We start from the raw sequence: 24,662 nt of genomic DNA, 5'->3' as shown, positions 1-24,662 counted from the left end.
TATTCTTTCGAGGGTTTTTATAAAAAGAACATTACAAAATCTTTTACCAAAACAGCAGATTTTATTAGCTGTTATTATAGTATCTTTTTGGGATGGCACATTTTCAAGGCAGACTAATATATATAGCTTTAAGCTACTATATGCGTTTTTTTCTATGGTTATGCATATTATAAAACATGCAAAATATTATGCCCTATGATAGATAGTTCATTTCAGTCTAAATTTATACCATGTATTTATTATTTACTTATCCTGCTCTTAAAACTTTGTGAACTAAATGTAATTTTAATAGACAAAGTTATAGAGTTTTTTTATTTACAAATAGTAAACATAATAACTAAGTTTTATGAACAAAGACATCCCTACGGATTTATTACCTTCAGAATATGAGTAGCATGACACAACAATCTTAGGAGTTTGTTATTATTTCATGAGATTGCCACGCAGGCAATGGCCCAACCTACAATTTACTTGGATCAAAGCTCAAATTAATCTCTTTCCAATAGTTAAAGCGTGTAGAGTCAAGGTTTTCGATAGGACTTGCTTGCCATACCGCTCTAATTGCATTATCCGCCAAAGCTTCACAAACACTAGCCGGAATATTAGGACAGATTTTTTTATTAATCTTTGCCTGCTCAACATTACCTGCTTTATCGAGCGTAATACTAATAATGACTTTTACCTTATTATTACCTCTAACTCCTGCCGGTACATTACTCCAATGTCTTTCAATCTGTCTTTTTATCAAAGATGTTTCACCATCGGAAAGAGGCAACCCATCCGTATAAACCCCTTTAGCTTCTTGTGCATTATCAGCTTTTTGTGACCTTTGATGCTTATTAGATTTTACATTATCCCCTTCCGAAGATTGCTCTAAATTCTTCAGCAAAGAATCAAGCTCATCGGTTTTAGGCTCTTTTTTCTTCACCTCTTTAGGTTTCTCAGCCGGTTTCGTTTTCTCTTTCTTTTCTTCGGGCTTCTTCTTTTCTTCCGCTTGTTTTTTTTCTTCTTCTTTAGGTTTTTCTTCCTTTACTTCTTCTTTCTTCTCAGGTAACACTTCTTTTGCTTCTTCAGACTTTGGTTCTTCTATAGGTTTTTTCTCTTCTATTTTAGGCTTTTCTTCCATTGTTTTAGCCTCAGGCTCTTTTGCTTTTTCTTCTTGAGGCAAATCTTGCGGTTCTTCTTTTGGCTTACTCTGCTCAGATTTTTTAGCGTCTTCGTTTTCTATAGGGGCTTCTTTTTGCTTTGTCTGAGTGATAATATTTGATTTATCGCTAACAGGTAAAATTTCAAAAGTTATAGTTTGCTCTTCCGATAATTTTTCAAAAAGTGACGGCATACCGAATAGAAAAAAATATAAAAGAAGTAAGTGCAGAACAACAGAGAAGCTAAGGAAAACCGTAAAATTATCCTTATTTTGATTACTTTTCATTATTTTTAATATTTGAAATAAGAGCTACACGAGAAAAGCCGGCAGCATGAATTTCAGCAACTATCTCTACTACCTGCCCATAAGAAACATTTCTATCGCCTCTTACAAAAATTCTAGCATCCTTTTTTTCTTTAGCGATATTTGCAAGCTTGTCGGTTAAATGCACTCTTTCTATTGGAATTTCAAGTAAGAAAATTTTGCCTTTATTATTGATAGTAACAACCAAAGGCTCATCCTGACCTGAAATCGGGCTTGAATTTGTCTCAGGCAAATCCACGTTTACTCCTGAAACAAGCATTGGAGAAGTAATCATGAAAATAATTAATAGCACAAGCATCACGTCAACAAGCGGCGTAACGTTAATTTCACTAACTACCACTCTTTTACTTTTTCTATTACTTCCGGCAAGCTTTATAGCCATTACATTTTCTCCTGATCAATTGCCTTAGAAAGTATAGAGTTTAACTCACCAATAAAATCTTCAATCTTATTATTAATAAGAGTAATACGGGAAATCAGATAATTATAAAAAATTACTGCCGGAATAGCTGCAAATAAGCCTATCGCAGTTGCAAGTAATGCCTCGGCAATTCCAGGAGCTACTACGGCAAGAGAAGTATTTTTTGAAGTAGCAATCGATTGGAAGCTATGCATAATCCCCCAAACGGTACCGAATAAACCTACGAAAGGAGCACTTGATCCAACAGTTGCCAAAAAACTTAAATTTTTCTCGAGCTTTTCGACTTCCCTATTTTGAGCTAAGTACATTGCACCCATTATACGCTCTTTATGGTTGTTTTTTAAGCCTTCAGAAAGCCCTTTAGTGCTTAAGCTTTTACACTCATCCATAGCTGAGACAAAAATTAAAGCTAGCGGATTATTAACCGACCTTTTTATGCTTTCATATAATTGCTCTAATACTCCACCGGACCAAAACACATTTTCAAATGCCCGCATGCTTTTCTGCACTTGCGCTAGCTTAAATATTTTATCCAAAATAATAGCCCATGACCAAATAGAGGCAATAAGTAACATCAGCATAACTGACTTACCGATAATGTCGGAGGAGCTTATTAAAGAAAAAATCGATAAATGATCTTGCGTAACGACTTCTAAACCATTGCTAATATTAGTATCTGCACTCATTGAATATATATTATTTAAATTATTCTAAAATTAAATAATATATTCATATTTTATTTTTGTCATTAGGTTATGTGAAAAATTTTAGTAATCAATTTAGTATGGCTTTTGAAAAACACTTCAGTGTCATACCGTGGCTTGACCATGGTATCCAGAGAACAACTAAAAATACTAATAATATTAGTATTTTTAGCTGGATTCTGTGAATAAATCATGAGGTGATACATATTTTGTAAACCATTAATTTAATATCTCTTGATTTATGTCAATTTTTGATATAAAACGCTGCTCTTAAATTTAAAGTTGCACATAAAATTAATTCAATATTTAAAAAACTTGAATCTATAGCTTTTGGTCCATGGCTTAATAAATACAAACAATTATTTACCTCAGACGAATTAGAAACTGAGTTGTTTGATATAATCATTCAAGCTCAAGAAAATAAAAAACATTTTAATAAAGAGTTATTATATTATCTAATAACGTTATTGAGAGAGAAAAGATAAAACAATCAAAAGTTGCTGTTATTTTTTCTTCAGACTATAGAGCAAATTTATATTCTATATTTACTTGGTTAACTAACGTTCAGTTAGAACAATATGCTAGATTTATATTAAATCTTCCAAAGAATTATAAGGACTATGAAGATTATTTTTTACAAGAAAAACAACAAGATGAATATTCAAAAATCACAGCTTTTAATAATGTTCAAGATAAGAAATTCTTAGGAGTAGTCGTAGACTGGTGGCAGTCCAAAACAATAATAAAAAAATTCTGTAAATCAGAATTTTTTACTGGATTGCTGCATCACAACTTACAGTTTTCCCTTGCAATGACGACCTTCAGTATCCACACAACAAGACCTATTATGCAGGCATAACATAAGAGCCATACGGGTTGTGGCAAGACTCATAAATGCTTATTACTTAAAGTTAGTTTGATACCATGGAAGGTTCACGATATAACAATAAAAAATCTTATTTCTTCAATAGCTCAAGAGCTTTTGCAAAATCTACTATATATTCTTCTTCTTTTTTTAAGTCTTTAATTTTTAAGTTATTATTCGCCTGCTCTTCGTCACCTATAAAAATAATAAATTTAGCATTTTCATTAAAAATGCGTTGCATTCTTTTAGCTATTTTACCTAGGGGTTCTATGATAATAGCAATATTTTCTGTTCGCAATTTATCTACAATTTCTAAAGCATAGCAAATATTATTTTTGCCTATAGGTAATACAAATACCGGATTAACTTCAGATATATTATATTCCCGCATTAAAGCAATTCGCTCAATACCAGCAGCAAAACCGATAGCCGGCACATCATCGTTATTACCCATGATTTTAGCAAGCCCGTCATAACGTCCACCGGCTAGAATAGTAGATTGGCTCCCTAGCTTTTTTGTAGTGAATTCAAAAGCAGTATGGCAATAATAATCAAGCCCTCTAACCAAGCGTGGATTTATGCTATATTTCACACCTAAAATATCTAGATACTTTATCAACTCCTCAAAATATGCTTTGGATTCATCAGTGTAATATTCAGATAAAACCGGTGCGTTTGCTATTATTTTCTGATCGGTTTCACTTTTAGAATCAAGTATCCGCATTGGATTTTTGGATAACCTTATTTTGCTTTCTTCTGATAATTGATCTTTAAAATCATTTAGATATTCTACTAATTTTTGCTGATAAACGCTTCTTGATTCATTACATCCAAGAGAGTTAAGCTCTAAGGTAGTATCCTGCTCTATTTCGAGTGCTTTTAATATATCAACGGCTAACTTCAAAGTGTCAGCATCAGTAATTGCTCCTTTAGCACCAATATACTCATAATTTAGTTGGTGAAATTGTCTTTGACGCCCTGCTTGCGGTCTATCATAACGAAAAACAGGACCGGTAGAGCAAAACTTTAATGGTAATTTATGTTGTAATCCGTTTGAGATGAGGCTTCTTATAATACATGCTGTAAATTCAGGTCGTAATGCTACGGAATCATTGCTTTTATCTAAAAAACTATAGATTTCTTTGCTGATTACGTCAGAGCTTTCACCCATCGAACGGTTAAAGACTTTAGTATACTCCAAAATAGGAGTACTCATTTGTTTATAGCCGTACAATACTCCAACAGCTCTTGCTTTGTTAATTATATAGTCGTGAACTTTATAATCATCCGGCAAGAGATCTTTCATTCCTCGGAGTGGTCGCACCTTTTCAGTCATTTGGTTAATTTTGCTTTGTTGCATGGATACTACTAACTCGTCATTGCGAGGAGAGGCAAAGCCTCGATATGGCAATCTCAGGCATTTTGTACTACTTCATGAGATTGCCACGCTCTCTACGTTCGCTTGCAATGACGGATAGCCCCCTCTTAATTCTGCTCTTTTTGCATAAAAAACGATCTTATAATATACAAAACAAATATTGTAATAAACCAATATATTAATGCACGACCTGCGGTTAATAGCTTAAATTCACTGTCATATATTTGAATAAATAGTAAATATACACAAGCAATTAAAATAAACGGTACGATAATAAATATTAAAGGACATCTAAAAGGTCTTTGAGCATCAGGTAGCTTTACCCTAAATAATACCACTATTATTGTAACGGTTATATAATCAATAAGAGCTCCCATTGAAGTTAATTGCGTTAATAATTCCGTAGAACAAAATCCTCCAAGGATAGCGGCTAAAGAAGCAAATATTATAATCGTAATATATGGACTATCATATTTTGAGTGCAGCTTTGCAAAATTTTTCGGTAGTAAACCGTCACGTGCAATAGCATAAAAAATACGAGAAACACCGTAAATATTCATCATCAACACCGTCATCATACCACAAACTGCTCCGGTTGCAACAATAGCAGAGCCGATCTTGCTATTATTGATAGTTAAAGCATAAGCAAGTGGTTGATCGTTATTTAACTGATCAAAAAGTGCAATACCGGTAACAAGCCCTGCCATCGTTACATAAACTATAGTAGTTAGAACAAGTGAGCCAATAATACCGATCATTATATCGCGTTTTGGGTTTTTACACTCCTCAGCTGTAGTTGCAATCGTTCCAAAACCTGTAAAAGCTAAGAATAAAATAGACGCACCTACTAAAACATTACTAAAACCGAAAGGCATAAAATTACTCCAGTTAGTAGCATCAAAATGAGGGACAGCAGCGAGTATAAATACGAATATTGCAGCCATTTTTATGAAAACTAAAATTGCATTTAGTCTCTTACTATCTTTAGTACCTAAATATAAAATAAATCCAATAAATCCCGAGATTAAAAATGCCGGTAAATTTATTATACCGCCGTTTGTCGGTACAGTAGTTAATTCTTTCGGTAAATTGATTCCACCTGTTGCTAGTATTCCTTGTACGTAGCCCGACCAACCTGCAGCTACTATTCCTGCAGCAAAACCAAGTTCTAATATTATAACACTACCGATCATCCAAGCAAACACTTCGCCAAATGCTACATAGGAATAAGTGTAAATACTTCCTGATGTCGGAAGCATTGCAGCAAGTTCAGTATAAACAAGCGCTACAAAGATACAGGTAACACCTGCAATCGCATAAGATAACATTACTGCAGGTCCTGAATATTTAGCAGCAATTATACCGGTAACGACAAATACGCCCGTGCCGATCATCGCACCAAGACCCAGTAATATTAAATCGAATGCTCCAAGCGTCTTGCTAAGACCGCTTGAGCTGCCTATCTCTTTTACTGATTCAAAACTTTTCTTTCTTAACAAACTCATTAGTTTCTCCTGTTTTAGTGAGCTTATTTTGTGTCATTGCGAGCGACTAAAAGGAGCGTGGCAACCTCAGAAGTTCTAACTAGATTGCCACGTCGCTTTGCTCCTCGCAATAATTACCTTATCTCTCTAGTAATCCACCCACCACCTAGTACTCTTTCGCCAGCATAAATAACGCATGCTTGCCCAGGGGCAACGGCCCTTTCTTCGCATAAAAATTTTACTTTCATTTTATCATCATTGAGTTTACTTATTTCGGCTAGACGTGACGGTCTTGTCGAGCGAATTTTAACTGCTACTTCTAACTTTTCGTTATCTTTAATCTCATCTGCAAGCCAATTCACATCTCTAATGATAAATTCCTGCACATTTAATGCGGACTCCGGTCCTACATATACTATATTATCCTTAGGATCAATCTTTACTACATATAAAGGCTCATTATAAGCTATACCAAGACCACGACGTTGCCCTATGGTGTAGTTAATTATACCGCTATGCTCTCCTAACTCAAACCCGTTTACGTGAATAATTTTACCGCTTTCACTGCTATTTGGACGTATTTTATTTATTACACTCTTATAATTTCCGTCAGGTACGAAACAAATATCTTGGCTGTCGGGCTTATCCGCTACCTCAAGCCCAAATTTACTAGCAAGCTTTCGTGTTTCACCCTTAGTAAACCCTCCTAGAGGGAAACGTAAATATTCTAATTGCTCTTTAGTTGTCGTAAATAAAAAATAACTTTGATCTTTTGTTGGATCAAGCCCTGTATGTAATTCTGCTCCGTTATCACCGTTTATTTTTCGTACGTAATGACCGGTAGCAAGCTTATCTGCTCCAAGTTCTCTAGCCGTTTTAATTAGATCTCTGAACTTTACCGATTTATTACATTGCACACATGGAAGCGGTGTTTCACCTTGTAAATAGCTATCAACGAAATTATCTATTACCGACTCTTTAAATTTGCTCTCATAATCAAGCACGTAATGGGGGATACCTAGCTTATTTGCTACCATTTTAGCATCGTAAATATCCTGACCGGCACAACAGGCATTTTTCTTCCCTACTGCCATACCATGATCATATAGCTGCAAGGTAATACCTATAATATTATGTCCTTGTTCATGCAATATTGCAGCAACCGCCGAACTATCAACTCCGCCTGACATTGCAACAACTATAGTAGACTGCTTATCCCCTAAATTAATCATACCAACCTTATACAAATAGTAGGTTATACTAAATTTATAATTAAATTACAACACTATCTTTTAAGATATTAAAATGCTATAATTGGCGTTGGCTAATAATTATCAATTTCGTCATTGCAAGCAGCCGTAGGCTGTGTGGCAATCTCATGAAGTAGTACAGAATGCCTGAGATTGCTATGCAATTTCCGTGCAATGACGATTTACTAATCCACGTGGGAATGACAAAATACTTCAAATAATGCAAAAATTACATGTTATTTAAAATATTATACAAAATAGTTATTACATTAACTCTAATTTATTTCATACTGATTATTTTAGAATATGCACGTCAAGGTTTTATTAATGACTTATCATTACAAAAAGTAGATTTATCTATTCAGAATTCTATAAAAGAACCAATTTATTTAGTTTCTTATGCCGACGGTCCAGAGTATATTTATCGTAATCAAAATGCAACCACTCATTATGCAATTAATAAAGGTATAGACTTCATATTTAACTATAAGAAAAAGCACATAAATCAAGCGTTTATAGAAAAAAACCAAGAAATTTTTAATGAACCTGCAGGAGCGGGATTATGGCTATGGAAGCCTTATATTATACTTGAAACAATGAAAAATGCATCAGAAGGAGCTATTATAGTATATTTAGATTCAGCATTTGTTATTAAAAAGCATATCAGTAATTTAACAAATCTTTTAGGCGATAATGATATATTACTGGTACATGATCGCAATCGTAAAAACGGTAGTTTTGTTAAAGGCGAAACTTTTGCTTTAATGGATTGCCTTACAGACGAATGCAGAAATGACGATCACATTTGGAGTGCCGTTATTATTGTGCGTAATACCGAGCTTTCTCGTTCTTTCATTGAAAAATGGCTAAAAAGTTGTGAAGATATTAGAATTCTTTCAGGCAAAGATTATAATATCCATCCTAATTATGATGAATATAAATGGCATCATTCCGATCAATCGGTACTTAGCCTTATATATCATAAAAATCCACAATCAGTTAAAGTAATAGAATATGAAGAAACAACACCTTCTTTATCTTGGTTCCACCGTAAATATTCAAATAGCTCACCGTTAAAACCTTGGTATAGCATATACGGTATAGATCCTATAATTAATTTTAATACTAACGGCAAAGTTTTACCTTCTACTGCTCTTATAAATACTACGCCGATTGTTAGACTTCGTAAATGGGTTGTCGAGTATACTCAATGAGCCGGTGTTGTTGTACAATTCCAAAGCCGTCATTACAAGCAAACGTAGAGAGCGTGGCAATCTCAGGAAATAATAACAAACTCCTGAGATTGCTTCGTCAATTACTTACGTAATTTCCTCGAAATGACGACATCTCTCGTACTTTAAAAAAACTATAAGATAAAGTAAGTACTTTAATGTCTTGCATTTCAGGGTCAAGCTCAAAATCCTTATCTATATAAAACGTAACCGGCATTAAGACTTTTTCGCCGGCTTTTAATAATTGTTCTTCAAAACAAAAACAATGAATTTTTACGAAATATTTTCCTGCTTTATTTGGAGTAACATTATATACGGAAGTACCTATTATATCGTTATCACTTAGATTCTCCGTTTCATAGAACACTAGAGTATTCTGCCCCGGAACAATTTGCACTCTTTGCTGCCTTGGAATAAACCGCCAAGGTAAATCTTTATCAACATTAGCATCAAACTCGATAATTATAGGTTTAGTGCCTTTTACCTTAGAATATACACTCACCATTTCTTTTGCAGTAGTGCCGCCATATCCTGTAACTTTACAAAATAAATTATAGATAGGTACGGAAGCAAAACTGAGTAACACCATACTAATTATTAATCCCAGCAAGGAAAAAGCTAAATTTTTATTGGATTTTTTAGACATTATTTGATTTTATTTAAAAATACTCTAGAAAAAGTTTATTTTAGATCATATATGTGTTAATATAAAAAAAATAGTTTTTAAGGTTAGTATGACTAATAATATTAATGCATTAGCAATTTCTAGCGAATCAGGATTTTATAGCTACTTACAGAAAATTAATAAAATTCCTTCACTTACACAAGAAGAAGAATTGTTATTAGCAAAATCCTATTTAGAAGGGAATGATTTACAAGCTGCACATAAATTAGTAACAAGCCATCTTAAACTTGTTGCAAAAATTGCAAGTGGCTATAGGACTTACGGTCTTCCTATTACCGAATTGGTTTCAGAAGGTAATATAGGTTTAATGCAGGCAGTAAAAAAATTCAATCCCAAACTTGGTTTTCGCCTATCAACATATGCGATGTGGTGGATTAAAGCAGCCATACAAGAATATATATTAAAATCTTGGTCATTAGTAAAGATGGGAACAACGGCTGCACAAAAAAAATTATTTTTTAGTCTTAATAAAGTTAAGCATAAAATTACTAATTTATACTCAAGGGCTATTACTACCGATGATTTTGCACAAATAGCAGATGAGCTAGGCGTTTCGGTTAATGAAGTTTCTGAAATGAATACTAGAATTTCAGGTCCTGATTTATCGTTAAATAACTCTATAAATAGTGACGATGCAGAATCCAGAGAATTAATAGAACTATTAGCGGAAACACGCCCTACTCCTGAAGCTATGGCTATTGATAAGCAAAATTCTACCAGTAAAAGGCAGTTACTATCAAATGCTATGAAGATTTTAAACGATAGGGAGCTTCGTATTTTAACAGAGCGTAAATTAACGGATACTCCTAAAACTCTAGATATTCTAAGCAATGAGTATAATATTTCTAAGGAACGTATTAGACAAATAGAAAATACGGCTTTTGCAAAAATAAAGAAGTTTATTTTAAACCATAGTAGAGAAGTAGCTTAATGCCTTATTGGACTATCATCCCGTGGCTTGACCACGGGATTCAAAAACAACTAATAGTATTTTTAACTGGATACCGAAATCAAGTCACGGTGTGGTAACGGAAAAACGATCTACCCAACAATGCTTTCGTAGAAATAACATTAGTTTAGTACACCTGACCATTCTGGATCAGAAGCATCTGCCGGCGTCATAATTTCTCTTTCATTATAACCTGTTAGATCAATTGCAAAAATTTTGTTTTTTCCCGGCGCTTTAGCACTCGACGGCCAACCTTTAGCAAACATAATAACTCGTCCGTTAGGCGACCAACAAGGACTTTCGACTAAATATCCGCTTGTTATTATTCTTTCACTATTCTCATCATCTTGGGGGCATGCTCTCATAATTCCAATATTAAAAGTTCTTCCTCCGTCTCCTCTAGTAATCTTAGTAAATGCTATATAGTCTCCTCTAGGCGACCAGCTAGGAGCTGCGTAAGAACCACTGCCAAAACTAATACGCTGAACGTCACTTCCGTCTGAATTCATGATATATAATTGAGGCACACCATTTCTATCGGAATTATATACAATTTTTTTACCGTCCGGTGAATAGCTAGGAGAGGTATTAATACCAAATCCGTCAGTTAATTTATGAAGCCGTTTAGTAGCAAGGTCGATTTCATAAATATGCGTTGAGCCGTTTTTAGCTATCGACATTACAGCTTTTCTACCGTCCGGTGAGAATCTAGGAGCAAAAGATATACCGGGAAAATCACCTACTACACTTTCTTTACCTGTTTTTAAATCTTTTTCATAAACGAGTGCTCTTCTTTTAGTAGCATATGAAACGTAAAAAATCTTATCCGCCGAACGAGCAAATCTTGGGGTTAAGACTAGTGACTTTCCATTGGTAAGGTATTTATTATTAGCCCCGTCATAATCCATCAAAGCAATTCTTTTTATTTTCGGTAAAGAGCTGCTTTCTGATACATACACTATTTTAGTATCAAAATAACCGGCATCACCGGTAATTTTTTCATAAATTTTATCGGCAATTTTATGTGCTGCTCTTCTCCATAGATTTTTCGGTACTTCAAGAATTTCACCAGCGAGCTGTTTTTCAAGCAACGTATCCCATAATATAAAGCTAATTTTAAATTTACCGTTTTCTAGTTTTTTAACTTCACCGTTTACTAAAAGACTAGCATTAATTTGACGCCATGCAGCAAAAAGCGGTTTATATTCTATTCCTGTCTTCTCTTCTATAAAAGAGGCAGCAGAAATAGGACGGAATAACCCCGAAAGCTTTAAATCATTAGAGATAACTTTAACCATATCGTGACCTAATACATCAGCAGCAGAATTATCGGCATCAAATTTATTGACCGCTATAGGTGTCGGGTCAGCTCGCCCATGCTCAATGTTTATTGTTCCAAGTGTATAGCTGGGAAAGCTAAATAATAGTGATAGTATAAAATATATAATATTCCTCACTTAAAATACTCCTTTTATCAAATTCTGTTATGGTTGTTGTATGTCATTCCTGCGAAAGCAGGAATGACATACATTACTCAAAAATCTTCATCAGTTCCTTCCATTCCCTCTTAGTCATACCACTAGTTTCATGGGTAACTTTTTCACCGTTTATCATTCTTTTAATTACAGCCAAACCTTTACGTGAAATATTTGCTCCCTGCAAACGATATTCTTCAAAAGCTTCATAAGCAAAAGGAACCCAAGCTTTGACTATCTCAAGCATCTTTTCAGCATAAACTCTAATTTCATATTGAGCGTGAGGGTCAGCTCGCAATCTTAAAAAATGAAGTAAATTATGTAAATTAATCTTCCAATACAATTCCGTATAATAATTTAAAGTTAAATTCATACGAGCAAGCTCTCTTGCTATCCCTGTGGCGTTCTCATCTATAATATTACCCTCTTCATCAGCATTCATCAGTTCCTTATAATGCCCGTAGCACTGTCTAGCATCTTCCTCTAAAATTGCAAGGACCTTTTCAGCCATTTCTTTCGGTAAGCTATCCCCTTCTTCCCTACATTGTTTATTTATAGCAGATTGGGAAGCAATATTTGCCGGTTCAGGTAGATAAAATTCATTACCTAAAATAGAATACCTTGCCGAATATTCATTAACGCTAGCTGTTCTATGCCTAATCCATTGCCTTGCAATAAATATCGGTAGTTTAACATGGAACTTGATATCACACATCTCAAAAGGAGTGGTATGATAATGACGAAGCAAATAGTTTATCAGCCCTTTATCTTGGTTTAATTGCTTCGTACCCTTACCGTAAGAAACACGAGCTGCTTGTACTATAGCACTATCACCCCCCATATAGTCGATAACTCTAATAAAGCCGTGATCTAACACTTTTATAGGCTCATATAAGATTTCTTCAAGTGCCGGGACTGTTACTCTTTTTGTGGTATTATTCATTCTATTGATCCTTTATGTTTTGCTTTTAATTAATCTTTACGATGTCATTCCTGCGAAAGCAGGAATCCAGCATAAAGCGAGATAAATCAAGCTTTTAAAAAGCTTTAAAGTATTGGATTGGATTCCTGCTTCCGCAGGAATGACATCGATCCTTAAGTTGACACCCATACACTTCTGCAAAAATGACATAAAAGTTATGGCAAATAACTATATAAATTCTTACCATTTCTTTTTAGCCATAATTTTGCCGGTTGGTATTCGGGATATATATCCTCAACTAGCTCCCAAAAATTTTTACTATAGTTCATTTCTTTTAAATGTGCCACTTCATGAGCTACTAAATATTTCACGACTTCAAAGGGAGCCAAAACTACCCGCCAATTAAAAACAAGATTCCCTTTGCTACAACGACTCCCCCAAAGGCTAACATTTTCCATTATTCTAATATTGGAATAAGTCAGATTATGTTTTTTAGATATATTCTATTATTTTTATTTCTGCTAATAATTTCTTTTTAAGGAATACTGCTATACTAAGTTTTTTTAGTACCTGACTACAATACACTTTTAACATAGAATCACTTAATTTTATCTGATTTTTAGACAAATCAATATGTATTATTTCATAAGATTTACTCAAAATAGAAATCTTATCTTCATCTTTTGGTATCGCAGTTACATTACGACGTAATTTTTGCCTAACCCAATATTCACAAAAAATTATGACCTTTTTCGGTTTTTACCTTAAGAGGTAATACAAGCTCTGCACCTTTAGACGGCGGATGGCTATATTTTTAGCTTTGCTACTCCTTCTTACTATAAACACTTTGAGGTTCACTATATTTGGTAAGAGTAATAACATCTTCCATTTAAAATTCTATATACTTATTAGGATCAACTGCTATTTTATTTTTACGCATAGCAAAATATAATTTATGTTCTACATGTCCGATAACACTATTTCTAGCAATTTTATCACCTTTTTTCAGTAATAAATCATCTAAACTCGCATATGCTACTTCTAGATCATCTTTATCTAATTTAACTATTACTAAATTACCAAATTGCTTATTATAACCTGAATATATTACCATTCCTGCAGCTATCGATTTAACCTCACTATATTCTTTAACTGCAATATCTATCCCTTTACTTTTACCGGCTTTAAACTCGGTAATAATTACCCCATTTAACGGTTTTACAAAGTTTAATTGTTCTATCACTTCTTCATCTTCGTCTTCGTCTTCATTCCGAAACATAGGAATCTCAATATCATCATTATCATCTTCTATAATTTTCGCCTTTGGCTCTTCGAGTCTACCACTAACTTTTTCTGACGCTGGATTGTTTTCCATAGTTCTTTGAGCTATCATACCCTCATCGTGATCTAGTTCGGTAGAATTATTATTCGCAGTAACATCTCCTACTTTATACTCAATTGGAGCCGGTGGCTGATCAACACAAGCAACTAAACAAAAACATATAACGATACTAAGTACAACAGGAGGTTTCATATATTTAACAAAACTATTATTTACATTAGAAAATAAATCTTACATAGTATATAATTTTTATCATTATTTTCCATCAAAAAATTAACTATGAAAACTTATAATATTGTCATAGCTAGTGATCATTCAGGTTATGAGCTGAAGTCTGAAATTATCAATTATTTAGAGCAGAAATCTCTAAAGATTTATGACTGCGGAACAAATAATACACAAACCGTTGATTATCCTGATTATGCTAAGAAAGTAGTAGATATTATTATTGAAAAATCAGCACCTATCGGTATTTTAATTAGTGATACGGGTATTGGTATGTCTATAGCTGCGAATCGTAGCTCGGAAATAAGAGCTGCTTTGTGCAACAATATATTAACTGCTGAAAATGCTAAAGCTCATAATGACGCTAATATCTTGATACTCGGAGCAAAAACCATAGACCAAAAAATAGTATTTGATATTATAGATAAGTTTTTAACTACCCAATTTGAAGGCGGCAGACATAGCACCCGCCTATCAAAGATAAAATAGTTGTATAAACTGTTAAACATTGTTATCATCCATCATTGTGAGGAGAAGCAAAGCCTCGACGCGTCAATCTCAGGCATTTTGCACTATTTCATAAGGTTGCCACGCTCCTTGCAATCGCTTGCAATGACGATTTGGTATCCATGCAATAAAGCCAAACTATAATATAAATTATGCTGCTTAATATGAATCTTCAAGAGTTGAAACAAAAATATAATTACGACGTTGCAACGAAAATGATGCAGCAATATCTAGACATTAAATTTGCTCATTTAGATTGTTTACTACTATTTAGAATGGGTGATTTTTATGAAATGTTCTATGAAGATGCAATCCTAGCAAGCAATGTACTGGGCATTGCTTTAACAAAGCGCGGCAAAAACGGCGAAGAAGAAATTGCGATGTGCGGAGTACCTTATCATGCACTTGAGAATTATTTAACTAAGTTAATTGAAGAAAATTATAAGGTTGCTATTTGTGATCAACTAGAAACACCTGAAGAAGCAAAGAATAGAGGTGGTTATAAAGCGGTAGTTACTAGGGATGTTACACGTATTATAACTCCGGGGACTATAATTGAAGAAAATTTAATTGCTTCAGCCGAACCTAATTACTTAGCAAGTCTCGTAATACCAAAAAATAAAGAAACAGCTAGCCTTTGTTATGTTGATCTTTCTACTTCCGAAATTGTTGTAGTTAATGTACCGGAAACAGAAATTCTTAATGAGCTGGCTCGTTTAAAACCTCGTGAAATTCTGCTTAGCGAAAATCTGAGATCTTCTAATCTTGCGGATAGTATTTTCAAACAATTAAATTTTCGTATTACCTATCAAGTTGATAGTTTTTTTGCGATTAATAAATGCAAAAAAATCATTTTAGATTTTTATAAAATGAAAGATATTAAAGGAATCGGCGAAATATCTAGTAGTCAAATTTGTGCCATAGGTAGCATTTTAGAATATTTATCGTTAACGCAAAAACAAAATATTCCTCATTTGCCAATCCCTAGAATTATCAATTTTCATAGCTATATGACTATTGATTTCTCTACTAGACGCAACCTTGAAATTGTAACAAACTCACAAGGCGGCCCACAAGGAAGTTTATTAAGCACCCTTAATCATACGGTTACTAAACAAGGCGGACGTTTACTATATAATTTTCTTTCAAGTCCTTTAACCAATATTGCTAAAATAAATCATCGTTTAAATATTACTGAGTTCTTTTATTCCAACTTAGAAATAGTAAAAAAAATTAGAGAACTTCTAAAAAAAACTAGTGATATAGAACGCTGCTTAACACGTATTACGATGAACAGAAGTTCAGGTCGTGATTTACTTAGCATTAAATATACTTTAGAAACGGCAACGATTATTAAAGGGGTATTCTTTGACGCTTACGGTTTTAATTTACCTGATTTTATCGAAAAAATTATTAAACCTCTATCGGGCGATGCAGAATTATATAATTTAATAGACGAAACAATACGAGAAGATGCACCGAATAATTTAAATGACGGAGGTATAATAAAACATAAATATCATCCGAAAGTAGCCCAATTACATGATTTAATTAATAACGGAAAATTATATATTGAAAAGTTAAAAGATCAATATCGCAAAGAAACGGGAATAGACAGTTTAAAAATATCTCATAATAATGTTATAGGGTTTTTTATCGATATCACCGCTAAAAATGTTAATAAAATCCTTGATCCCAAATTTATTCACCGTCAAACAACGGTTAATCATGTTCGTTACACTACTGCTGAACTACAAAAGCTTGAAAGTGAGTTAGTCAATGCTAAAACCTTAGTAATAAGCTTAGAAAAAGAATTATATGCGGATATTTGTAGCCAAGTAATCGAAAAAGCTTCCTATTTACGAATGCTTGCAAGCTCCTTAAGCGGGCTTGACGTATTTTGTAATTTTGCTTACATCGCTGATGAATATGATTATGTTAAGCCTGAGTTTACCGATGATTTAAGCTTTGATATCGTTAAAGGACGGCATCCTGTAGTAGAGAAAGCACTACAGCAAGAAAGCAAAAGCTTTGTATACAATGATTGTCATTTATCAGAGCTTGAGCGTATTTGGTTAATTACCGGTCCTAATATGGCAGGTAAAAGTACTTTTTTACGTCAAAACGCTATTATTGCAATCATTGCTCAAATAGGTTCGTTTGTGCCGGCCAAAAGTGCTAAAATAGGGATAGTCGACAAAATATTTAGCCGAATAGGTGCTGCCGATGACTTAATTAAGGGACAATCAACCTTTATGGCAGAGATGCTTGAAACCTCGGCAATTCTTGCTCAATCTACAAAAAACTCACTAATCATACTTGATGAGGTAGGTAGAGGCACATCCACTTATGACGGGGTATCTATAGCATGGTCGGTGCTTGAATATATTCATGATAAGCTGAAATGTCGCTGTTTATTTGCAACGCACTATCATGAGCTAACCGTTATGAGTAATTTCCTACCGGGTTTGCAAAATTATACTATTGCTATTGAGGAATCAGGTAAAGATATTCTATTCTTACATAATATTATATTAGGTGCTGCCGATAGGTCCTACGGTCTTCATGTTGCGGCTCTTGCCGGTCTTCCTGCGAGTGTTATAAACAGAGCTGAGCAGATTCTGCTTAAATTTGAAAAAACTTCTAAAGGTAAAGGAAAAAATGTTTTATCAACGGAATCAAATAATTTGAGTTTGTTTTACCTTGAACCTAATAAAACTGCTATAAGCAACAAATTAGATAAAAAATTCAGCACTATCGACCCTGATAAATTATCCCCTAAAGAAGCACTTGAGTTAATTTATGAGTTAAAGAAGTTGGTTTGATGCGAGTTTGGCAGTGCCTGCGTGGCTCAGTTTTTTTCATAATTGCGAAGGCAAACTACAAGTTTTGACGAAGCAATCTTAGGAGTTTGTTATCATTTCATGAGATTGCCACGCAGCCTATGGCTGCTCGCAATGCTATCTAGAATGACTATCTAGTATCTATGCAACCTTACCTCCCTTTCCAACCAATATTTACTACAGGCGAAAAAATTAGGATTAGCAAAACTTTCTTTACCGTAAGTAATTTCTTGTCCATGCGTATCTAAAATATTACCACCGCCGGCTTTAATTAAAGCATGACCTGCCGCTATGTCCCATTCCATAGTTTGACCGAATTTTGGATATATATCAGCTGCTCCTTCAGCAATTAAGCATAGTTTAATTGAACTGCCTATTGCATTTATTTGACCGAATGAATACTTACTTAAAAATTCTTTAGTAGCTTCATTTGAATTATAAAAACCTATTACCGCATTAAGCTCTTCATGTTTAGGTTCATGATTAACAAATATTTCTTTAGAATTCTGTTCGATTTTTAACCGACCGTTTACATCGGTATAATATAGCTTTGCTGTTTCAGGGTGATATATCAAGCCGATGGTTGGAAAACCGTTTTCAATAAGCCCTATATTGACTGTATATGTACTTTTACCGTTTACATAGTTCCATGTCCCATCAATAGGATCGATTAACCAAAAAGTATCACTGCTGAACATAGGTAGCGGTCGCTCTTCACATACTATAGCTATTTGTGAGGTTAAGGTTTGTAGAGTTTGATAAATTATTTTACTAATTTCCTTATCGGCATTAGTGACTACTGACCCATCTGATTTAATATCAGTCAATATTCCTGCCTTTTTTATATTTAGTGCAACCTTGCCGGTATTAATAATTAAATCTTTTAAAGCATTAATTAAATTGTCATTCATAATTATTTATTTAACATCTTTGCAGCTATATCATCTTCTAACCACTGACCGGTATTTAAAAACGTAGATTGCTGCAACTCAGCGATTTGATGATCAGGTGACCCCGGTAACATTTGCCACCCCAAATATTCAATTCCATAATATAGAATATCAACCATACTTAAATAAGAGTCCATATTTTCTAAATCTTTTTTATTATTTGCAAAAATTACTATTTTTTTAGGTTGTTTCGGTATAATTTTTAAGAACTCTATCAGAGCTTTTACTCTATTTATACTACCGGTAAATATTATACCTAAATAAAAAATAGGGGCTTCAGCATCGCTTGGATTAAATCTAAATACATCTTTATCATTAACTTTATTAGTAAAATTAATATTGAGTCCGTAAAGTAAGGTATATAACCATCCTTCATAATTTTCAATTAAATTACATGGGGCTGTTATTTCCTGAAGACCTAAAACCATTGCACCTTGCTGTTTCATCTTATTAATTAAATCTACCCATTTAGATTCAACAAGCATCATTTGACGCTGCACTATCAATTTTGCAATAGTTTTATTAACTGATGCGTTATCCGCTGCAAGACTATATAAATATTTAGTAAAATTTATATAAGAATTATCCTGATATCGAAATAATTTGGATTTCGGTGTTATGACAGTATTATCTATATTTATAAGTACCAGCGTATCTGCATCTATCTTCGGTAATAAGTTTTTCATTGTCACTGAATCTACGGAGTAAGTAGGAATAATTTGACCGTAGCCCGCATACGAAATAACTAAGCAAAGTAAACTCAATAAAACTTTATTTATTCGTGTCATAAGGATTTTTACCTTTTGCATTATTATTCTTTAAAGGTGGATTATTTCTTTTTAGCTTATTGATTTGAGATATTAAATCATTAATCAGTTTAGTATAATATGTAACATCTTTATTTTGCGGAGTATTTTTATTATTATAATGATAACCAATAAATAATATATTAGAACTATAACTACTAAGTTGCAATTCCATTAAGCTTAGCAATTCTATACTACTACTAATCATTATAAAGCATTTCGGTATAAAATTCATTTGAATAAGGAAATTGAGTATCATTTCCGATTCCGATATATTATTACTCGTCAATATACCCTTATAAAATACCGGATAAGTATTAGCAAAACTGTCTAAATTATTAAAAATAATATAATTATTGTTTGGAAAACTATTTGAAAAATCAATATCGAAATTTTTCTTTAAATAATCGGCAAACCATATCTCAAATTTAGGAATATTATTAAAATTACCGGTAAACCCATTATTTACTGCTATTATGGGAATTTTACTATTACTCATTTCATTTACAAAATTTGGAAAATCAGATTCTTGTAATTCTTTCTTATAACTATCATTAGTTAAAATCAATTGAGTTATATAAATAGCTTTTGAATTTTTATTAATATTATATAAAAGAGGAGTTAGTGTAAGATAAATGTCTTTATCAAGATGTTCAATGATAGGCACTAAAGACTTAAACAAAAATTTATCTAGAACTGTTACTACTAATAAATCCTGAGGTACATAATTTTTATTATAATTTTCTTTAAAATCTTGTTTTATTTTATTTAAACTATCCACTTCTATAATTTCTGCACGAACTATAGAAACAATAAATAATATTAGAATAAATATATATTTTTTAAACATTTATGATTTCCATTTTTTTAAAGGCAGCATATCACCCTGTGATTTTCTATGTTATACCTGCGAAAGCGGGAATCCAGAAAAAATAACCTTAATAATTGGTACATGTTTGACAAAATAAACATATAAAATCTTGTTTTTTATATATTTTCCCAGATTCCCGCTTTCGCAGGCATGACATGTATCAAGTGTTACCACATTATACTACTAATATCAATCCATATTAAATATATAATATGGTAAATATGTTTGGAAGTTTTTTTAGTGCGCTTTGCGGTACTATTGAAAATGCATTTGGCGGCGGCATATTTTCAAGCGTGGGAAGATTTGTTAGCAAAATGCTTGGTGAGTATTTAGATCAACTAAATCACGAACCGATAGAATATGACAATATTAAAAATTTCAAAGAAAGCTTTAAATATGTAACAGCTAATTACAGCGAACCTATACCACTAATTTTTGGTACTGCAAGAGTTAACGGAAAAATAATTTGGGCAAATCAAAATAAGCAACTAAATTATTGTGTTCTATAACCAGTTCCGTAGCAAGAGCCGGTAATAAATAAATCTCTTTAGGGTACGAGTCTAGAGCTGATAAAATATAACTATTACCGAATAATAATTTGCCTGCAATTAGCTCACTAATAAAATCCGCTCCAGCTTTTTTGGGATTCAGTTTTTTTAGTCAATAATGCACTGGATACTCTAATATTACTTCGCTGGTTTTACTTTTAAGCACTTTCCACAGGACATGTCCTGCCGATTGTGCAATTAATTGTGCAATTAAATTAATATATCTATATACTATAACATTTTCTCGATAAGCTTCTATGCCGACTCTAAATCTTTTTAAATTACCATATGTCGTTTAGTTCAATAAAATTTTGCTACTCTTCCAAAACTTTTTCCAGTAATTTTTTATCATATATCCTAATATATTTGTTGTTTTCAGGATTATATAATGATTTGGTAGGTAGACTAAGAGAACTTAATAAGATGTTAATGTTCGTGAATGTCATTAAAATTATTTCTTTGCAAATAGAAAGATATACTATTTATTATAAAACATGTCTTTACCATCTAAATATTATTTCACAATGCCCCACAATAGCTTTGAATAAGCTAATAAAATTTTATAAAAACTAAAAAATATGACGGAATAAAATCAATTTTAGCATCTAAGAACAGCTATAATTTGTTATGGCTACATCATGCCATTACGTCATTTGATCTAGCAGCATATAAACTTATTATTTCTTATGCTAACCCTAGCCACTTTACTTCTGCTGAATACGATAGTAGAGATATATACATAACATCAATGATACATCTATGCTTGATGTAGCAACATTTATAAATTTTGATACTATCAATATAGAGATACAAAAAGCAGCATGTTGCAAGAGTTGATTAAGTTTAAGAAGAAAGCAATTGAAGAGCAAAGTAACAATGCAATTAGTGAACTTAAAATAGAAGGATTGAATTAAAAAATTAGCTAGTTATTTAAGTTTTCAAGAGTTTAAAAGCTTTATTGAAGATAATAAAATTAAGATAAATATTGAAGAACTTAAAAATAGAAAAATTATCACCGATTACAGAAGTAATTTATAGCGAAAACTCTGATATTACTATTTTAATGACAAGGACTTACAATATAATTCTTCGTAACTATACAAAGCTTTTGCAATGGAGACCTACAAATTAAGTTATTAGCCTATCTATATAGCGGCTAATATTAAAGTGCAAGATAGCCTAAAAATAATATTTGATAATAAATCATTTTCTCATTACGATTAAGACAATAACCTAATATGTATAGGCACAGAAAAATTAAATTTAGAATCAATAATAGCACATGAATTTGGACATTATGCAATAGAGAAAAATTTTTATAATGTAAGTATCCCACTAAATAATAGTTTTCAAATTTTGAAAACAGATTTCGTAAAAAATGCACCATATCAAAATGATGATAAAATATTTTTACCTAAAAATTTTGAAAGCTTAAAGCGCTTAATTAATAGTTCATATGAATATAGTAGAGCAGCAAAACCAATACTTGATTTAACAGCAAATTTAATATTAATACCAGAGGGAAAAAATGAAATTAGTAGTAAATATAACGATAGTAAAGAATTGATTAAATATTCAAAAAACGTATATTACCTATATTTTACTTTAATAATTATAGACTGGAAAAGCAGATATAAGAGAATGAGAGGAAGTTATAAAAACTAATTCTCATGCCCATATTATGACCAATTTAATTATTAATTTACTAAAATTACCTTGTGTAAAAGAACAGGATTATTATGAATAATTTGCAACTGATCAAAAAGTTCAATTGCAATGTATATTCACCAAGATTCTACCACAAATAATAAAAGATAAAGATCTTACTAGCGAGCAAGTTTACTACTTAGAAAGAATTGGAGATCTTATACACGGAGGATCAGATGATAGAGCTGCAGAGTTCATAGTTAGGTATCTAGAAATTAGTATAGATAATTTATTGCATCCCATCGAAGATTCACGTATTATTAATACAATTCAACCGTTGGTAGATTTTTGGGAGGAACACACAGTTCCTAAAATGGAACCTACTATTATAGGATGTACAACAGAATATAATTGTGATCCATTTGATGGAGCGCAATTAATTTAGCTATCGTTGTGTAACACTTTTGATGTCATACCTGCGAAAGCAGGAATCCAGACTTTAAAGCTTTTTAAAGATTTTACTTTTTAAAGTGAAATCTTTAAAATAAAAGTGCAACAATATAATAAAAAAAATCTTTGCAATCAAGATTTTTTTAGCCTGGATCCCTGCTTTCGCAGGCATGACATCACTGGCTTTTCGAAAACTATCCGACACTATAACAAAAAAACCTAATCACTAAAATTATACCTAATATTTTTTCTAGCAGAACTTATATCTTTTAAACGTTCACAAACCTTTTCAAAGACTTGTTTAGGCAAGATATTTGAAGCATTAATTTGTAAAAATTTATCGTCTTTTAATTTAATCGAAAAAGAAGGCTCTTGAAATTCCGGCCCATCAATTTCTCTAGCAATTTTTATATAATAACCGATTATATGACTGTTGTAATAATCACTTTTACTAATCATTTTCTTAGCTATTTTATTAATCTGCATGTCAGTTTTAGCAGTATAAGTAACTGTAAGGGCAATACCTAACATAAGACGCTGTCTATGACTAAAAGGAATGTCTGAAGATAATATAAATTCCGAAACAAAATTTGCTCTAAGCGTTTTATCAATATTTTTATTATATTGTGCTAGCATTATAGCGAGTTCAATAATAATAAGAGTCGTGGCATCAGAATTAATTAAAAGATATTGTACTGCTTCAATATATTTTTCAATTTTACATATATTTCTATCAAATTTTACTAATCTCTTCACCCTCTCATAAATAATATCTTTTTCTGTTTCATGAGACGGCAACGAGTCAAATCTTACTCCTTCTTTTAAACCGTAATTTGAGATAATAATTTTTTCCGGTGAAAATACCTTAATCATTGCTTTTATTACTAAAACTGCATTATAATTTATGGCTTTCTGCTCGTAATAACTCAGCTTTAATTTATCGATTTGCGATAATTTCTCTAAATATAACTCAAACTCTACACGATTTATTTCAAAATTATGTAAATTTTTAAGGGGATAATTTATAGACTCCATGTATATACGGCTCATTAGACGTAATGCACCACCAATTAAATATAAATTAGGATAATGTGCAGCTCCAAATTCTTCCTCTAGCATTTTAGTAATCAGCCCGACATCACCAAAATTGCTACTAACAATAATTTTTGTACCAAGCGGCAATGATTTTAATTTACCGACTTTTTTATTTCCAATCTGTGCAAGCTCAAGACTTCCACCTCCAAGATCAGCTACAATACCAAAAGCATCACTAATACCGGAAATTAATCCGGCAGCAGTTAAATAAGCTTCACGTTCACCTGAGATAATTTCAATATCAATATTGAATCTCTTTTTAATTATAGCTTTAAATTCATCTGCTTTAGGATGCCCCCTAAGTATAGCTGTTGCAACACATCTAATATTAGTAACGGACAGTTTGGTAAAAATATGAATAAGATATTGTAGAGATAAATATGTTTGATGTTTTACGTCTAAATTATCTAAATTAAGTAAATTTGTAAGATAATTTCTAAATTTATAATTAAAAATTTCCGGTGCTCCAAGCTCATCACTTTCATAAACTACAGCTCTTAAAGCATTTGAACCGATATCAATAATAGCTGAACGCATTTTTG

General features: G+C 32.4%; 21 protein-coding genes and 3 pseudogenes. 8 read left to right on the top strand and 16 right to left on the bottom strand.

Annotated features, from left to right (window positions below):
- Positions 1-460 precede the first annotated feature (460 nt).
- The 6 genes from tolA to mnmA form a co-directional block, all read right to left on the bottom strand.
- Positions 461-1,432: a cell envelope integrity protein TolA gene (gene tolA, locus QUD19_RS04325; protein ID WP_498807543.1), complete on the bottom strand. Its 972-nt coding sequence runs from the start codon at positions 1,430-1,432 to the stop codon at positions 461-463.
- Positions 1,422-1,853 (bottom strand): protein TolR, encoded by a 432-nt coding sequence (tolR, locus tag QUD19_RS04320; RefSeq protein WP_498807541.1) that lies wholly within the window; start codon positions 1,851-1,853, stop codon positions 1,422-1,424. Before tolR ends, tolA begins: the two co-directional genes overlap by 11 nt.
- Positions 1,853-2,578, bottom strand: coding sequence for a protein TolQ (gene tolQ / locus QUD19_RS04315; protein ID WP_498807539.1), 726 nt, complete (start codon positions 2,576-2,578; stop codon positions 1,853-1,855). Before tolQ ends, tolR begins: the two co-directional genes overlap by 1 nt.
- Before the next feature lie 974 nt (positions 2,579-3,552).
- Entirely contained in the window at positions 3,553-4,797 is a 1,245-nt protein-coding gene (gene hisS, locus QUD19_RS04310; RefSeq protein WP_498808677.1) for a histidine--tRNA ligase, read from the bottom strand.
- Between the two features lie 149 nt (positions 4,798-4,946).
- Positions 4,947-6,344: an amino acid permease gene (locus tag QUD19_RS04305; RefSeq protein ID WP_498807537.1), complete on the bottom strand. Its 1,398-nt coding sequence runs from the start codon at positions 6,342-6,344 to the stop codon at positions 4,947-4,949.
- 113 nt (positions 6,345-6,457) lie between these two features.
- A complete protein-coding gene (gene mnmA / locus QUD19_RS04300; RefSeq protein WP_498807535.1) occupies positions 6,458-7,555 on the bottom strand; it encodes a tRNA 2-thiouridine(34) synthase MnmA in 1,098 nt (365 codons plus the stop codon).
- 251 nt (positions 7,556-7,806) lie between these two features.
- Between mnmA and QUD19_RS04295 the strand changes: the two genes are divergently transcribed.
- A complete protein-coding gene (locus QUD19_RS04295; RefSeq protein ID WP_498807533.1) occupies positions 7,807-8,787 on the top strand; it encodes a hypothetical protein in 981 nt (326 codons plus the stop codon).
- 97 nt (positions 8,788-8,884) lie between these two features.
- On the opposite strand, the gene QUD19_RS04290 is transcribed toward QUD19_RS04295, so the two are convergent.
- Positions 8,885-9,451: a cytochrome c oxidase assembly protein gene (locus QUD19_RS04290; protein WP_498807532.1), complete on the bottom strand. Its 567-nt coding sequence runs from the start codon at positions 9,449-9,451 to the stop codon at positions 8,885-8,887.
- A gap of 88 nt (positions 9,452-9,539) precedes the next feature.
- Here QUD19_RS04290 and rpoH point away from each other — a divergent pair, with 88 nt between their 5' ends.
- Positions 9,540-10,421: an RNA polymerase sigma factor RpoH gene (gene rpoH / locus QUD19_RS04285; RefSeq protein ID WP_498807530.1), complete on the top strand. Its 882-nt coding sequence runs from the start codon at positions 9,540-9,542 to the stop codon at positions 10,419-10,421.
- 140 nt (positions 10,422-10,561) lie between these two features.
- Here the strand turns inward: rpoH and tolB are convergent, their stop codons facing one another.
- The 4 genes and pseudogenes from tolB to QUD19_RS04265 form a co-directional block, all read right to left on the bottom strand.
- Positions 10,562-11,896 (bottom strand): Tol-Pal system beta propeller repeat protein TolB, encoded by a 1,335-nt coding sequence (tolB, locus tag QUD19_RS04280; RefSeq protein WP_498807528.1) that lies wholly within the window; start codon positions 11,894-11,896, stop codon positions 10,562-10,564.
- Positions 11,897-11,969: 73 nt separating this feature from the next.
- Complete coding sequence (gene thyX, locus QUD19_RS04275) at positions 11,970-12,857, bottom strand: FAD-dependent thymidylate synthase (protein WP_498807526.1); 888 nt, start codon at positions 12,855-12,857, stop codon at positions 11,970-11,972.
- Positions 12,858-13,051: 194 nt separating this feature from the next.
- A pseudogene (locus QUD19_RS04270) lies at positions 13,052-13,725 on the bottom strand (M48 family metallopeptidase).
- The gene (locus QUD19_RS04265; protein ID WP_498807524.1) at positions 13,726-14,370 is read right to left on the bottom strand and encodes a murein hydrolase activator EnvC family protein; all 645 of its coding nucleotides are present in this window, start codon (positions 14,368-14,370) and stop codon (positions 13,726-13,728) included.
- 87 nt (positions 14,371-14,457) lie between these two features.
- Here QUD19_RS04265 and rpiB point away from each other — a divergent pair, with 87 nt between their 5' ends.
- Complete coding sequence (rpiB, locus tag QUD19_RS04260; protein WP_010977056.1) at positions 14,458-14,892, top strand: ribose 5-phosphate isomerase B; 435 nt, start codon at positions 14,458-14,460, stop codon at positions 14,890-14,892.
- 170 nt (positions 14,893-15,062) lie between these two features.
- On the top strand, positions 15,063-17,735 hold the full coding sequence (mutS, locus tag QUD19_RS04255; protein ID WP_498807521.1) for a DNA mismatch repair protein MutS: 2,673 nt from the start codon (positions 15,063-15,065) through the stop codon (positions 17,733-17,735).
- A 152-nt stretch (positions 17,736-17,887) separates the two neighbouring features.
- Here the strand turns inward: mutS and QUD19_RS04250 are convergent, their stop codons facing one another.
- Genes QUD19_RS04250 through QUD19_RS04240 form a run of 3 tightly spaced genes read right to left on the bottom strand, consistent with a single transcriptional unit; the run spans position 17,888 to position 20,359 of the window.
- The gene (locus QUD19_RS04250) at positions 17,888-18,664 is read right to left on the bottom strand and encodes a 3'(2'),5'-bisphosphate nucleotidase CysQ family protein (protein ID WP_498807519.1); all 777 of its coding nucleotides are present in this window, start codon (positions 18,662-18,664) and stop codon (positions 17,888-17,890) included.
- A gap of 2 nt (positions 18,665-18,666) precedes the next feature.
- The gene (locus QUD19_RS04245) at positions 18,667-19,512 is read right to left on the bottom strand and encodes a DUF2608 domain-containing protein (protein ID WP_498807517.1); all 846 of its coding nucleotides are present in this window, start codon (positions 19,510-19,512) and stop codon (positions 18,667-18,669) included.
- A complete protein-coding gene (locus QUD19_RS04240) occupies positions 19,475-20,359 on the bottom strand; it encodes a DUF2608 domain-containing protein (RefSeq protein WP_498807515.1) in 885 nt (294 codons plus the stop codon). Before QUD19_RS04240 ends, QUD19_RS04245 begins: the two co-directional genes overlap by 38 nt.
- A 242-nt stretch (positions 20,360-20,601) precedes the next feature.
- Between QUD19_RS04240 and QUD19_RS04235 the strand changes: the two genes are divergently transcribed.
- Entirely contained in the window at positions 20,602-20,889 is a 288-nt protein-coding gene (locus QUD19_RS04235; protein WP_498808676.1) for a host specificity protein, read from the top strand.
- Here the strand turns inward: QUD19_RS04235 and QUD19_RS04230 are convergent.
- Positions 20,861-21,280: pseudogene (locus QUD19_RS04230) on the bottom strand (phage portal protein); the annotation flags it as partial. The gene QUD19_RS04235 and the pseudogene QUD19_RS04230 overlap by 29 nt on opposite strands.
- Positions 21,281-22,284: 1,004 nt before the next feature.
- Here QUD19_RS04230 and QUD19_RS04225 point away from each other — a divergent pair.
- The 3 genes and pseudogenes from QUD19_RS04225 to QUD19_RS04215 all read left to right on the top strand — a co-directional run bounded on the left by QUD19_RS04225 (position 22,285) and on the right by QUD19_RS04215 (position 23,255).
- Positions 22,285-22,593, top strand: coding sequence for a hypothetical protein (locus QUD19_RS04225; RefSeq protein ID WP_498807513.1), 309 nt, complete (start codon positions 22,285-22,287; stop codon positions 22,591-22,593).
- A 106-nt stretch (positions 22,594-22,699) separates the two neighbouring features.
- Positions 22,700-23,020, top strand: a complete 321-nt coding sequence (locus tag QUD19_RS04220) for a hypothetical protein (RefSeq protein ID WP_498807512.1) — start codon at positions 22,700-22,702, stop codon at positions 23,018-23,020.
- Between the two features lie 22 nt (positions 23,021-23,042).
- Positions 23,043-23,255, top strand: a pseudogene (locus QUD19_RS04215) (hypothetical protein).
- Here the strand turns inward: QUD19_RS04215 and QUD19_RS04210 are convergent.
- Complete coding sequence (locus tag QUD19_RS04210; RefSeq protein WP_498807510.1) at positions 23,245-24,657, bottom strand: Ppx/GppA phosphatase family protein; 1,413 nt, start codon at positions 24,655-24,657, stop codon at positions 23,245-23,247. The pseudogene QUD19_RS04215 and the gene QUD19_RS04210 overlap by 11 nt on opposite strands.
- Between the last annotated feature and the right edge of the window lie 5 nt (positions 24,658-24,662).

Source organism: Candidatus Rickettsia kotlanii, from assembly GCA_030295365.1.
GTDB lineage: Bacteria > Pseudomonadota > Alphaproteobacteria > Rickettsiales > Rickettsiaceae > Rickettsia > Rickettsia kotlanii.
This window is presented reverse-complemented; position numbering and strand designations above follow the sequence as displayed.

What these genes read in the sequence shown, in the direction of transcription:
- mutS (WP_498807521.1), top strand. Translation starts at nt 15,063, where the DNA reads ATGCTGCTTAATATGAATCTTCAAGAGTTGAAACAAAAATATAATTAC.
- QUD19_RS04290 (WP_498807532.1), bottom strand. Translation starts at nt 9,451, where the DNA reads ATGTCTAAAAAATCCAATAAAAATTTAGCTTTTTCCTTGCTGGGATTA.
- rpiB (WP_010977056.1), top strand. Translation starts at nt 14,458, where the DNA reads ATGAAAACTTATAATATTGTCATAGCTAGTGATCATTCAGGTTATGAG.
- QUD19_RS04240 (WP_498807515.1), bottom strand. Translation starts at nt 20,359, where the DNA reads ATGTTTAAAAAATATATATTTATTCTAATATTATTTATTGTTTCTATA.
- QUD19_RS04305 (WP_498807537.1), bottom strand. Translation starts at nt 6,344, where the DNA reads ATGAGTTTGTTAAGAAAGAAAAGTTTTGAATCAGTAAAAGAGATAGGC.
- mnmA (WP_498807535.1), bottom strand. Translation starts at nt 7,555, where the DNA reads ATGATTAATTTAGGGGATAAGCAGTCTACTATAGTTGTTGCAATGTCA.
- tolQ (WP_498807539.1), bottom strand. Translation starts at nt 2,578, where the DNA reads ATGAGTGCAGATACTAATATTAGCAATGGTTTAGAAGTCGTTACGCAA.
- QUD19_RS04265 (WP_498807524.1), bottom strand. Translation starts at nt 14,370, where the DNA reads ATGAAACCTCCTGTTGTACTTAGTATCGTTATATGTTTTTGTTTAGTT.
- QUD19_RS04295 (WP_498807533.1), top strand. Translation starts at nt 7,807, where the DNA reads ATGTTATTTAAAATATTATACAAAATAGTTATTACATTAACTCTAATT.
- QUD19_RS04245 (WP_498807517.1), bottom strand. Translation starts at nt 19,512, where the DNA reads ATGCAAAAGGTAAAAATCCTTATGACACGAATAAATAAAGTTTTATTG.
- hisS (WP_498808677.1), bottom strand. Translation starts at nt 4,797, where the DNA reads ATGACTGAAAAGGTGCGACCACTCCGAGGAATGAAAGATCTCTTGCCG.
- rpoH (WP_498807530.1), top strand. Translation starts at nt 9,540, where the DNA reads ATGACTAATAATATTAATGCATTAGCAATTTCTAGCGAATCAGGATTT.
- QUD19_RS04210 (WP_498807510.1), bottom strand. Translation starts at nt 24,657, where the DNA reads ATGCGTTCAGCTATTATTGATATCGGTTCAAATGCTTTAAGAGCTGTA.
- tolR (WP_498807541.1), bottom strand. Translation starts at nt 1,853, where the DNA reads ATGGCTATAAAGCTTGCCGGAAGTAATAGAAAAAGTAAAAGAGTGGTA.
- tolA (WP_498807543.1), bottom strand. Translation starts at nt 1,432, where the DNA reads ATGAAAAGTAATCAAAATAAGGATAATTTTACGGTTTTCCTTAGCTTC.
- thyX (WP_498807526.1), bottom strand. Translation starts at nt 12,857, where the DNA reads ATGAATAATACCACAAAAAGAGTAACAGTCCCGGCACTTGAAGAAATC.
- QUD19_RS04250 (WP_498807519.1), bottom strand. Translation starts at nt 18,664, where the DNA reads ATGAATGACAATTTAATTAATGCTTTAAAAGATTTAATTATTAATACC.
- QUD19_RS04235 (WP_498808676.1), top strand. Translation starts at nt 20,602, where the DNA reads ATGTTTGGAAGTTTTTTTAGTGCGCTTTGCGGTACTATTGAAAATGCA.